General features: G+C 47.5%; 11 protein-coding genes and 1 pseudogene. 5 read left to right on the top strand and 7 right to left on the bottom strand.

The features are described from left to right. Nucleotides 1-60: 60 nt before the first annotated feature. The 3 genes from ACJB0T_RS16055 to ftnA form a co-directional block, all read right to left on the bottom strand. A complete protein-coding gene (locus ACJB0T_RS16055) occupies nucleotides 61-1,248 on the bottom strand; it encodes a BaiN/RdsA family NAD(P)/FAD-dependent oxidoreductase (protein ID WP_479294677.1) in 1,188 nt (395 codons plus the stop codon). A 195-nt stretch (nucleotides 1,249-1,443) separates the two neighbouring features. Continuing rightward, complete coding sequence (gene uspB, locus ACJB0T_RS16060) at nucleotides 1,444-1,767, bottom strand: universal stress protein UspB (RefSeq protein ID WP_479294676.1); 324 nt, start codon at nucleotides 1,765-1,767, stop codon at nucleotides 1,444-1,446. Nucleotides 1,768-1,836: 69 nt separating this feature from the next. After that, on the bottom strand, nucleotides 1,837-2,364 hold the full coding sequence (gene ftnA / locus ACJB0T_RS16065) for a non-heme ferritin (RefSeq protein WP_042502012.1): 528 nt from the start codon (nucleotides 2,362-2,364) through the stop codon (nucleotides 1,837-1,839). A 327-nt stretch (nucleotides 2,365-2,691) separates the two neighbouring features. On the opposite strand from ftnA, the gene uspA reads away from it, so the two are divergent. Further along, nucleotides 2,692-3,117, top strand: coding sequence for a universal stress protein UspA (gene uspA / locus ACJB0T_RS16070; protein ID WP_112478726.1), 426 nt, complete (start codon nucleotides 2,692-2,694; stop codon nucleotides 3,115-3,117). A gap of 104 nt (nucleotides 3,118-3,221) precedes the next feature. Further along, a complete protein-coding gene (locus tag ACJB0T_RS16075) occupies nucleotides 3,222-4,100 on the top strand; it encodes a carboxylate/amino acid/amine transporter (RefSeq protein WP_479294675.1) in 879 nt (292 codons plus the stop codon). A 24-nt stretch (nucleotides 4,101-4,124) separates the two neighbouring features. Here ACJB0T_RS16075 and ACJB0T_RS16080 read toward each other — a convergent pair whose 3' ends face one another. Both ACJB0T_RS16080 and ACJB0T_RS16085 read right to left on the bottom strand, forming a co-directional pair. Further along, nucleotides 4,125-4,652, bottom strand: coding sequence for a hypothetical protein (locus ACJB0T_RS16080; protein ID WP_479294674.1), 528 nt, complete (start codon nucleotides 4,650-4,652; stop codon nucleotides 4,125-4,127). 135 nt (nucleotides 4,653-4,787) lie between these two features. Then, entirely contained in the window at nucleotides 4,788-5,585 is a 798-nt protein-coding gene (locus tag ACJB0T_RS16085) for a class I SAM-dependent methyltransferase (RefSeq protein WP_479294673.1), read from the bottom strand. Between the two features lie 171 nt (nucleotides 5,586-5,756). Between ACJB0T_RS16085 and asnC the strand changes: the two genes are divergently transcribed. After that, on the top strand, nucleotides 5,757-6,218 hold the full coding sequence (gene asnC, locus ACJB0T_RS16090; RefSeq protein WP_042502002.1) for a transcriptional regulator AsnC: 462 nt from the start codon (nucleotides 5,757-5,759) through the stop codon (nucleotides 6,216-6,218). A 48-nt stretch (nucleotides 6,219-6,266) separates the two neighbouring features. Here the strand turns inward: asnC and ACJB0T_RS16095 are convergent. Both ACJB0T_RS16095 and prlC read right to left on the bottom strand, forming a co-directional pair. Beyond that, nucleotides 6,267-6,719: pseudogene (locus tag ACJB0T_RS16095) on the bottom strand (group II intron maturase-specific domain-containing protein); the annotation flags it as partial. A 723-nt stretch (nucleotides 6,720-7,442) separates the two neighbouring features. Continuing rightward, the gene (prlC, locus tag ACJB0T_RS16100; RefSeq protein WP_479294672.1) at nucleotides 7,443-9,485 is read right to left on the bottom strand and encodes an oligopeptidase A; all 2,043 of its coding nucleotides are present in this window, start codon (nucleotides 9,483-9,485) and stop codon (nucleotides 7,443-7,445) included. A gap of 186 nt (nucleotides 9,486-9,671) precedes the next feature. Between prlC and ACJB0T_RS16105 the strand changes: the two genes are divergently transcribed. Both ACJB0T_RS16105 and gorA read left to right on the top strand, forming a co-directional pair. Continuing rightward, nucleotides 9,672-10,511, top strand: a complete 840-nt coding sequence (locus ACJB0T_RS16105; RefSeq protein ID WP_479294709.1) for a 23S rRNA (adenine(2030)-N(6))-methyltransferase RlmJ — start codon at nucleotides 9,672-9,674, stop codon at nucleotides 10,509-10,511. A 271-nt stretch (nucleotides 10,512-10,782) separates the two neighbouring features. After that, entirely contained in the window at nucleotides 10,783-12,141 is a 1,359-nt protein-coding gene (gene gorA / locus ACJB0T_RS16110; protein WP_479294671.1) for a glutathione-disulfide reductase, read from the top strand. The last annotated feature ends 39 nt before the right edge of the window (nucleotides 12,142-12,180 follow it).

Genomic DNA, 12,180 nt, shown 5'->3' on the forward strand with positions numbered 1-12,180 from the left:
GAGGCACTTACACAAAAAAGCCGAAAGTTATCTTTCGGCTTTTTACCTTTAAATCAATTGTTATACGTGCTGACCCGCAACAAATCCAGACGACCAACACCACTGAAAGTTATAACCCCCTAGCCAACCCGTCACATCCATCACCTCACCGATAAAGTACAAGCCCTCGATTGACTTACACTCCATGGTTTTAGAAGAAAGATGGTCGGTATTCACGCCGCCTAAAGTGACTTCAGCTGTGCGATAGCCTTCGGTACCGTTTGGTGCAATAGTCCAATTTTCCAACGATTCTCGAATTGCCACCAGCTCTTTGGGGTTGTATTGCTTGAGTGGTTTATCAGCAAAGACTTTGCGTTCGATAAGCACTTCCACCAAACGTTTTGGCAGTACACGAGCCAGCGTGTTTTTCAGGCTTTGATTAGGGTGTTTTTCAAGTGCTCGCGTCAAGAGCTCGTCGATGTCTGCTTCTGGTACTAGGTTAACTGAAACGCTTTGCCCCGGCTTCCAGAATGATGAAATTTGCAGCACCGATGGACCAGAAAGGCCGCGGTGGGTAAATAGCAATGCCTCTTTAAACAAGGTGCCATCATTCGCGGTGATCTCCGCAGGAATCGCTATACCAGAGAGCTCAGCGAAATCTTCTTTGTCTTCTTTATGCAAGGTAAATGGCACAAGTCCCGCTGTTGTCGAAACGACCTCAAGACCAAATTGCTCAGCAATCTTATAACCAAACGGGGTCGCGCCGAGTTTTGGCATTGAAAGGCCGCCTGTTGCTACCACCAAAGAGTCGCATTCAATCGTGTCGGTGTCGGCATGCAATGAGAAGCCTTGCTCGGTTTTCTCAATAGTGTGCACATCTGTCTGGTAGCGAAACTGAATGTTCGGGGATTCACATTCAGACAGCATCATCTTAACGATATCTTTCGCTGACTCTAAGCAAAACAGCTGACCATGGTCGCGCTCTTCAAACTCGATGCCGTATTTACTGACTAGCGAGATAAAATCCCAGTTAGTGTATTGCGACAATGCTGACTTTACGAAGTGTGGGTTCTGACACAGGTAGTTGTTTGCCGATACATCGTAGTTAGTGAAGTTACACTTACCACCGCCAGAAATCAGAATTTTACGACCTGGTTTTTTAGCATGATCCAGCACCAGCACGCGACGACCTCGCTTGCCCGCTTCTGCCGCGCACATCAACCCCGCAGCGCCTGCACCAATAATTACCACATCAAATTTCTGATTCATCACGGTTTTCCGACAAAATTTAAATAAAAAAAGGATGTGCGTATTGCACATCCCTTCAACAATCTGGCGCTATTCTAGCGGCTTCATCGACTAAAGCCAACACCTCCAACGCTGCTAAGCAGCTGGAGACTAACACCAAGTTTGACGCGTCGTTCACGACGGCAACCCACTCTATTTTTTGTTGTTCGCTGTCGTCTAAAGCATAAAACCAGCAAGAAGAGTCACACCGGTTAGCGCCACGCAGAGTACAAACAGCTCACGTACACGGTCGCACTTGTCGGTAAACACCGGATCATGGTGGTGATGGTATTCTTTGGTTTTGAGATAGTGATACAGCCTCACTTGCTTCGACATATTGCCGTGCGTCGTGAAAAACCCGCGTCCGTCGACTTGCTGATACAAGAGCGGATGCGCCTCACGCATGATAAAAATAAGTGAGCGTAGTGCTGTGAGATACCTCGCCATATTGACTGAGGTAATGAGCATCAATGCTAATAGAATAGTGTCTCCACTGATCATCTTTTCCTCCCTACGTCTTCCTAGACACCCAAGAGAAAAAGACAATCAATGGTCTTTTAAACGCTGATATTACTCAGCTGGGGCGTCCATAATGGAAGAAGAACCCTCTTTTGCTAACGTTGCTAAATCCTTATCGATGAAGAATAGCGCTTGTCCATTTTCACCTACGAGTTCTAGCTTATCTAAGATCCCTTTAAACAATTTTTCTTCTTCATGCTGCTCCGCAACATACCACTGAAGAAAGTTGAACGTTGAGTAGTCTTGAGCCGAGAAGGCAACGTGCGCCAGCTTGTTGATTTTCTCCGTAATCATCTGCTCATGTTTGTACGTTTCACGGAACACATCGCCAAGGCTTTCAAAATCGTGTCGAGGTGCTTCAATACTGCCCAAAATTGGCAATGCACCGGTTTCGCTTACGTAGGTAAACAATCTTTGCATGTGCTGCATCTCTTCGTCCGCATGCTTACGAAGAAATTCTGCCGCGCCTTCAAATCCTTTGTCTTCACACCAAGCACTCATTTGTAAGTATAGGTTGGATGAAAAGAATTCGAGGTTAATTTGCTCGTTCAGGTGTTGAACCATAGATGGAGAAAGCATTTACGACTCCTAATTTCGTAACTGGAATTAACGCCACTATAACATAACTAATTGAGGAGTCTTCTGATCTCATGCCCAAACCTGGCAACAACTGTGTACTCAGCGCTTACTTTGATTCTAGAAAACTTTGGCGACTTTGCTCACATTTTGTCGTCTTGTAGTTGAGAAAATTATTGAGAGAAAGCTGTCGTAATTAGTTACGGTAAGGCAGGGTTTTAAAGCTCTGACGACCGAATTGGGATCACATCAGCATAATTTTTATGCGCTAAATGCTATTTTTTTAAGGGGCTATGTTTTTAGTAGAACGAACGTCAGGAGGAGTGCGTTATGAGTTACAAACATATTATGGTCGCATTAGATCTCTCAGAAGAAAGCAAAATGCTCATAGACAAAGCGGTCTCACTCGCGAAACCACTGGATGCCGAGGTATCGTTTATCCATATCGACGTCAACTATGCCGAGCTTTATACCGGCTTGATTGACCTTAATATGGCAGAGACGCAACATCAGGCCATGGAGGCCTCGATGACTCAGCTAAGAGAATTTGCCGAGTACGCGAATTACCCGATTAAACATTCATTGGTTGGCAGCGGCGACTTAAGCAATGAGCTGCGCGATACTATCGGTGAATACAATGTCGATTTGGTGGTGTGTGGTCATCATCAGGACTTTTGGAGCAAAATCCTGTCGTCTACCAGACAGCTTATCAACACCTCCCCAGTCGACATGTTGGTCGTGCCAATTAAGGACTAATTCTTCTATAGGGCCTCTTTAGAGGCCCTATTTGATCCGTCCTCTTTCCAATCACAAAAGTGTTACACTAGCGCCCATCTTTTAATCGAACGATGAGTTTTTCGATGGGTTATCTCTATTCTGTCACTCTGTTATGGGCATTCTCATTCAGCCTTATTGGGGTGTATTTGGCGGGTCAAGTTGATTCGTGGTTCTCAGTACTAATGCGTGTGGTATTAGCCGCACTGGTGTTTATTCCGTTCACTAAGTTCAAGCAAGTACCCAATTCACTCAAAGCCAAATTGATGGCCATTGGCGGTATCCAGCTTGGATTGATGTACTGCTTCTACTATCAATCATTCTTGCTGCTTTCGGTACCAGAAGTATTGCTGTTTACCGTTTTCACACCGATTTATGTGACGCTATTTTACGACTTACTTAAAGGCCGCTTCTCACCGTGGTATTTGGTGACGGCAGCCATTGCAGTGGCAGGCGCAGCATTTATCAAGTTTGCGGGCATTAATGACAACTTCCTAAAGGGCTTTTTGGTCGTACAAGGCGCGAACTTATGTTTTGCCATCGGTCAGGTAGGCTACAAATACGTAATGGAACAAGAGCAAGTAGAACTGCCGCAGCACAGCGTGTTTGGTTACTTCTATATAGGTGCGACGATAATTGCGACCATCGCCTTCTCGATTTTTGGTAGCTTCGATAAGATGCCGACTACGGGTGTACAGTGGGGCGTACTTATTTACCTAGGCACGATCGCTTCTGGGTTGGGTTACTTTATCTGGAACAAAGGCGCGACAATGGTCAACGCTGGCGCACTGGCGGTGATGAATAACCTTCTGGTGCCAGCGGGGCTTATCGTTAATATCGTGATTTGGAATCGCGATGTGGACTTGGTAAAACTGTCGATTGGTGGCGGGATTATCTTGCTATCACTCGTGGTGAACGAGCTTTGGGTTAAACCAAAAGCAGAAGCCCAACTGGCAAACAGCTAGGCTTAGTTCAATATAAAGAACTTATTAGTGCAGCTGTTCTGGCTGCACTTTCATTACCTGCTTTTCGACCGTAGCTGCCGCTAACTGATACTTGTGCTCCAGCTTGCTCTGCTTGCGCAACAACTTCTGACTTTTCTTCAGTACCTTACGTAATTTTTTCTGTGCCTTTTTCTGCGCTTTGAGTGCTTTTTTGGCACGCTTCAGCGACTTCTTATCGATTGTTTCTAGGCTTAACTCTTCGGCCATTTGAACATCGGTCGCTGATTTAGGCTCGGTTTTGTTGGCCGTCTTGGTGAGTTTCGGCGTGGTTGTGGTTGGTAGCGCTTCAGCCAGCACGCCGCATTGTTGCTGCTCACTCAGTGGTTTGCTCTGGCAAGATGCTGGCGGGATAGCAGCCGGTTTGCACAGTGTGGATTTATCTGCGGATGAACGTGAGCAAGAACGGCACAGGAACTTAGGTTCTGCGACCAAACGATGAATGTCACCAAGGTTGTCACTAATGTCGCGACGATTTAACTTGCACAGTCGCTTCTTTCCAACAGACACGGTCATACCACTTAATCTCCAACTAACCACAACGAAAACAGGAATGATTCTTAGTTAGATATAACGTCAATTGGCAATGATTGCAAGTAACTTGCTCCAGTTACACCAGAGCAAGTTACTCAAAAAACATATAGGAAGGAATTAACTCATTGATGCGTTGACATAAACGTCGAAGCGATTTTTTTTGGTCTCAATTGTCATTGTCGGTTTTTTCTCATCCAGCCATTCAGCGTAGTCTGGACGTTTGACCACAACGCGTTTTACCGCGAGCTTAAGAGCTGGTTCCAACAGTCCGTCTGCATCGGTATCTGCGCCAACCAAAGATTGGAATACTCGCATCTCTTTTTTCACGAGGGCCGATTTCTTTTTGTTCTCTGGATGTGGATACATAGGATCTAAATAAACAACATCAGGCTTGATAAAAGCGTTGTCATCGGCAAGCTCACCCAAGGCATCCAATTCACCTAAAGCAACTAAGCTCGACGCATGCAGCAGTGACATACGCTCACTCACCCACTCGCCAATTTCAGAATCTCGTTTCGCGCGCTCAAGGCCATCATCAAGCAATGCGGCGACCACGGGGTGACGCTCCACCATCTGCACCTTGCAGCCAAGTGAAGCCAACACAAAAGCATCGCGACCTAGACCCGCGGTACCATCGAGTACCGTTGGTGTCGCCCCTTTGTTTAAGCCTGCTGCTTTGGCTATAGCTTGACCTTTGCCTCCACCAAACTTACGTCGGTGCGCCACCGCGCCACCAGCAAGATCGACGTAAATCGCGCCCAGTTTCGGCTCATCCAGTTTACGAAGCTCAAGTCTTTGTTCAGTCAGCACCAACGCAAATTCGGAATCGTCAGACGCCACCAATCCCCAACGCTCAGCAAGTCGCTGAAGCTCTGGTTGACGTGGTTGATGTTCGCAAATGAGTTGAATGTGCAAAGTGAAGCTCCGATAAAAGGCAATGGGCGCCAGTGTACCTCAAGTCGATAGCGCGACCAATAAGCGTGATCGACACAAAGACGGCTACGCAAAAATAGTGATAAGCTTGTGCACCAATGAAACGGCACGTGTTCCGCGATGTCGCCCTCTCACTCAGACAAAGGATTCGATATGCACGGCACCAACAATCTCGACGATCTGGATAAAGCGATCCTAAAAACCTTGATGGAAGACGCCCGTCGCCCGTATGCCGAGATGGCAAAACAGTTTGATGTGAGCCCAGCGACGATTCACGTGCGTATCGAAAAGATGAAAGCGGCTGGGATTATCGAGGGTACTGAAGTGGTGGTGAACACCAAAAAGCTTGGTTATGACGTGTGCTGCTTTATCGGTATCAACCTGTACGCCGCGCGCGACTATCACTCGGCGCTAGAAAAGCTCAATGCCTTGGATGAAGTGGTCGAAGCCTACTACACCACTGGTGCATACAACATCTTCGTAAAGTTGATGTGCCGCTCGATTGAAGAGCTGCAGCATGTGTTGATCGATAAGCTGCAGGCGATTGAAGAGGTGCAATCGACGGAGACGCTGATTTCGTTGCAGAATCCGATTAGTCGCAATGTGAACCCTTAACCAGAAAATTTCAATCGAGTAGGAGGAGGTCTCACGACCTCCGTCCTCTCACACCACCGCACAAGCGTGGGTCGCATACGGCGGTTCCGAATATACTTTTAGTGATTCGTACCCATCTCGCAATGAGTACAACCCCAACTCCTCGAACCATTTTATTGACATAGCGTGATTCACTTGCGGCGTGAGGACCAACCGCCACCAACCTTTGTCTGACATCGCTAGCTTCCACGCATTCCGCTCCGTTACACCTTGTTGCTGTAACCATGTCGCTATGCCGTATCTGCGTTTGCGTTGCTTAAGTCGGTAGCATCTTAACCGTCGCCGTATCCATTTGTCCAAGTCCTGCATCGTACTCTTCCGCATGGCAAGCTTGAAGTAGTGTTGCCAACCTCTTAGGTACTGAGTTAACTCAGTGATTATCACCTCTAACTTTCGACCTCGGTTTCGCTTCGTTATTTGCCGCGCTGGCTTCGATATATGGATGACTCCATCTATCCCGAAGACTCTGGCGGAGAGCTTGCCCGTTTGAAGCTTGTCGAAGTTTAAGGATGGTTGCATCAATATCGAGTTTGTCGACACCTGCACATCCTTTGTTCTTCTTCACTCTTCGTAGAGCTTGATTCAAGTTGGTTGAGGAGCAAATTTGCTCCATCAACGAAGTTGAGGTCACCAAGACTCGTCCTCCTGTCTACGCCGACCATGCTTGTCATTCTTCGTTACCATGAGCTTTACTTGCGGTATCGCCCATTGGGACGTAGAGATGGATTTCATCTTGCTATGACTCCACATGATTGAGTGTCTAGTGACTGCTTCTTGATATATTCAGTTCTGGCCTTCCCTTAAGTTGTACATTCTTAAGGTACTATGCCTTCTGCTGACTTCTTATTACCCATCACACAACATCGCTGTTGCATTAGTCTCTATCGAGACAGGCAATAAGATCTCCCGAGGTAAGACGTTGCTCTTTCCCTTGGCCGTGCCTGATTTATCACTACACACTTCCCGTCGAGGCATCGGGCTATTCTATCTAGTGCTAGGTTGCCCAAGTTGTAGTGACCTACTATCAGATTTCACCTCACGGTGAACACCCTTGCCTAGGCTAACGGTTCTCGCTCGACTGAGCCCGTAGAGGACTTTCACCTCCTAGATCAACGCCATGCTCGGCGCACACTAAAAAGCCCCCAACCAAAGGTTGGGGGCTTTCATCTACATCAAGCTGACTAACTAAGCGCTAATCCCTGAATGACGTAACAACGCATCAATCTGTGGCTCACGACCGCGGAAGCGCTTGAACAGTTCCATCGGCTCTTCACTACCTCCCATCTCTAGGATGTTGCTTAGGAAGCTCTCACCGGTCTCTTTATTAAAGATGCCTTCTTCTTCAAAACGAGAGTACGCATCAGAAGACAGCACTTCTGCCCACAGATAACTGTAGTAACCCGCACTGTAACCACCCGCGAAAATATGGCTGAAGCTATGTGAGAAACGGTTCCACTCTAGGCTAGGCAATACCGCGACTTTCGATTTCACGTCGGCAAGGGTTTCTAAAACGCGCGCACCGATGTCTGGATCGTATTCGGTGTGCAGCGTGAAGTCGAACAAGCCAAATTCAAGCTGGCGTAAAATAAACATCGCCGATTGGAAATTCTTCGCTGCCAACATCTTGTCTAGCATCGCTTTCGGTAACGGCTCGTCTGTTTCGTAATGACCCGAGATAAACGCTAGCGCCTCTTCTTCCCAGCACCAGTTCTCTAAGAACTGACTTGGTAGCTCTACCGCGTCCCAAGGCACACCGTTAATACCAGATACCGCACCGGTATCAATCTTGGTCAGCATGTGGTGAATACCATGGCCCGTTTCGTGGAAAAGCGTCACCACTTCATCATGGGTAAACATGGCTGGCTTATCGCCAACTGGCTTGTTGAAGTTACAAGTTAGGTACGCCACTGGCGTCTGCAGCTCGCCATCAACGTTAGTACGGCGTACACGGCACTCATCCATCCACGCACCACCACGTTTGTGCTCACGAGCATAAAGATCGAGATAGAAGCTACCACGTAATGTCTCTGTACTATCAAAGATATCGAAGAAACGTACCGACTCGTGCCATGTATCCACGCCTTTACGCTCTTTGATTTGCATACCAAACACTCGGCTCAGCACTTCAAACAAGCCGCTTACTGCCTTAGATTCAGGGAAGTACGGGCGCAGCTCTTCATCAGAGAACTGGAATAGGTGCTGTTTTTGTTTCTCGCTGTAGTACGCGATATCCCAAAGGTTAAGCTCAGCCACGCCGAACTCTTTCTCGGCAAACTGGCGCAGCTCTTCGACTTCGCGTTCACCTTGTGGTTTCGCTTTAGTCGCTAGGTCATTCAAGAAGCCAAGCACTTGCGCTGGATTCTCTGCCATCTTGGTTGCCAGCGATTTTTCACTGAAGGTACCAAAACCAAGCAGGCGCGCGATCTCGTGGCGCAGTTTTAGCTGCTCTGCGATGATCTCTGTGTTGTCCCATTTGCCAGCATTCGGACCGCGATCAGAGGCGCGAGTCACGTAGGCTTCGTACAGCTCTTTGCGTAGTTCTTGGTTGTCACAATAGGTCAAAACAGGGAGGTAAGATGGAATATCTAACGTTAGTAGATAACCATCGAGCTCTTTCGCTTCTGCTGCAGCCTTAGCAGCTGCCAGTGCCGATTCAGGCATGCCGACAAGTTCTTTCTCATCGGTGATGTGCTTGGTCCAGCCCATGGTGGCATCGAGTACATTGTTGGAGAACTGAGAACCTAGCTCTGACATGCGCTTACTGATTTCACCATAGCGATGCTGCTCATCTGCCGGTAAACCAATGCCCGATAGCTCGAAATCTCGAAGGGAATCTTTAATGGTTTTCTTCTGCGCTTGGCTTAGTGCATCAAACTCGTCACTTGCTTTAATCGCTTTGTACGCCTCGTACAGACCTTTATGTTGACCTACCCAAGTTCCGTACTCAGAAAGAATAGGCAAACAGCTTTCATACGCTTCACGAAGTTCATCGCTGTTCATCACCGAGTTCATATGACTCACTGGTGACCATAGACGACTTAGCTTGTCATCAATCTCTTCTATTGGTGCAACTACGTTGTCCCAGGTTGGATTGGTGTTATCTTCTAGCACCGCATCAATCTTCGCGCGGCACGCTTCAATCGCTTGCTCGACTGCTGGTTTCACATGTTCAGGTTTGATCTGTGAAAAAGGAGGTAAGTCGGTAAACGTCAGTAATGGGTTTGACATGCAGCATCCCTTTTAAGTTATTGGGTTCCCTCACTCAATCGATAGCAAGTGAGCGTAATTATTAGATAAATGTAGTCACCAGACGCGAATTTCAATCCTTACGATAATACGAAGTTGTAAGATCTCTGCCTCTTGGACTAAGAAGAGGTTATACTTCGTGCATTATTGTCTAATCGAGTCTTTATTTTGCTGAGCTATCGTCACAGTTTTCACGCGGGCAACCATGCCGATGTCGTGAAACACATAGTACAAAGTCTTATCCTTAATTCTCTAAAAAACAAGGATAAACCCTTCGTTTATCACGACACCCACTCAGGTGTAGGTCGCTACGATCTCACCCATGAATGGTCGGAGAAAACAGGCGAATATAAGCAAGGCATTGGCCGTCTTTGGGGTAACCCAGATATCCCTGAAGATATCGCTAGCTATATTGAGTCCATTGATACACTCAACAATGGTGATGTGCTCCGTTACTACCCAGGCTCACCACGCGTTGCTCGTGCGCACCTGCGCCCGCAAGACCGCATGGTATTAACCGAGTTGCACCCAAGTGACTTCCCTCTACTGGAGCAAGAATTCCATCGTGATCGTCAGGTTAAAATCTTCAAAGAAGATGGCTTCAAGCGCCTAAAAGCCAGCCTACCACCAGCAGAGCGTCGTGGTTTAGTATTGATTGACCCGCCGTACGAGCTGGCAAAAGAGTATCGCGATGTGGTGACCGCCATTGCACAGAGCCATAAGCGCTGGGCAACGGGTATTTACGCGATTTGGTACCCAGTGGTGAATCGCTATGACATCGACGACATGATTGATGGTCTAGAAGGGCTCGGCATTCGCAAGATACTTCAGATTGAGCTTGGAGTTTCTCCTGATACCAATGAGCGCGGCATGACAGCTTCGGGCATGATTGTTATCAACCCGCCGTGGATGCTAGAGCAGCAGATGAAAGAGATCCTGCCGTACCTTAAAGAGAAGATTGCCCCAGCAACAGGCCACTTTAAGGTCGAATGGATTGTGCCGGAATAATCCCGCTCAGCCTTACTTCCAGCGCAGCAGACTGAACGCTGCTGCGTTTGCCTTCAATCATCCCACGACCTCAGCAATTTCCCTTTCTTAATATCAATCGCTATTAGTCATAATCAACTCCGCTTTTTCCCATTGGAGAAAGTTGCTAGACTCGATTTATCATACGGACAGAGATTGTGGCTAACATGTTGGGTTGTTGAGTTCTGATAACATCGCCCCAATATGCTTTAGTACAAGCAATCACAATATTTATAAGCTCTTGGAGAACGTAATGGCAACGCATTTTGACTATATCTGTATTGGTGGCGGCAGCGGCGGTATCGCATCTGCAAACCGTGCGGCAATGTATGGCGCGAAGGTTGCGCTTATCGAAGCGAAAGACCTAGGCGGTACTTGCGTAAACGTTGGCTGTGTACCTAAAAAGGTCATGTGGCACGGCGCGCAAGTTGCTGAAGCCATGAACCTATACGCAGAAGACTATGGTTTTGATGTGGATGTCAAAGGCTTTGACTGGAGCAAACTCATTGAAAGCCGCCAAGCGTACATTGGCCGCATTCACCAATCTTACGACCGCGTATTGGGTAACAACAAAGTAAACGTTATCAAAGGTTTTGCTAAGTTTGTTGATGCAAAAACCGTGGAAGTCGACGGTGAACTTTACACCGCAGATCACATCCTCGTTGCCGTTGGCGGTCGTCCGACGATTCCAAATATTCCAGGCGCTGAGTATGGTATTGATTCTAATGGTTTCTTCGAGCTGAACGAGCAACCAAAGCGCGTTGCTGTTATTGGTGCAGGCTATATTGCCGTTGAAATTGCAGGTGTACTACACGCACTAGGCACAGAGACTCACCTGTTTTGCCGCAAAGAGTCACCACTTCGTAGCTTCGACCCAATGATCATTGAGACCTTGGTTGAAGTGATGAATACCGAAGGACCAACGCTACATACTCACTCTGTCCCTAAAGAAGTGGTTAAAGAAGCAGATGGCAGCCTGACTCTACACCTAGAAAATGGTGAAAGCCAAAATGTTGACCAACTGATCTGGGCTATCGGCCGCCACCCAGCGACCGATGCAATCAACCTAGCTGCAACAGGTGTCGCGACCAATGATCGTGGCTACATCAAAGTTGATGAATACCAAACGACCAACGTTGAAGGCATCTACTGCGTAGGCGATATCATGGAAGGCGGTATTGAGCTAACACCTGTGGCAGTTAAAGCGGGTCGTCTGCTTTCTGAGCGCCTGTTTAACAACAAACCAGACGCGAAAATGGACTATGACCTAGTTCCTACCGTGGTATTTAGCCACCCACCTATCGGTACCATTGGTCTAACAACCCAAGAAGCGGAAGCGAAGTACGGTAAAGACAACGTTAAGGTGTACACATCAGGCTTTACGGCCATGTACACAGCGGTCACTAAGCACCGTCAACCTTGCAAAATGAAGTTGGTTTGCGCAGGCGACGACGAGAAAGTTGTCGGTCTGCATGGTATTGGCTTTACGGTTGATGAAATGATTCAAGGCTTTGCTGTTGCGATGAAGATGGGCGCAACCAAAGCAGACTTTGATTCTGTTGTGGCTATCCACCCAACGGGCTCAGAAGAATTCGTTACTATGACAGGTTAGCGTAGGAAAAGCATCTTACACGCATAGATAAATCTGGAA

Source organism: Vibrio sp. CB1-5 (genome assembly GCF_059412285.1).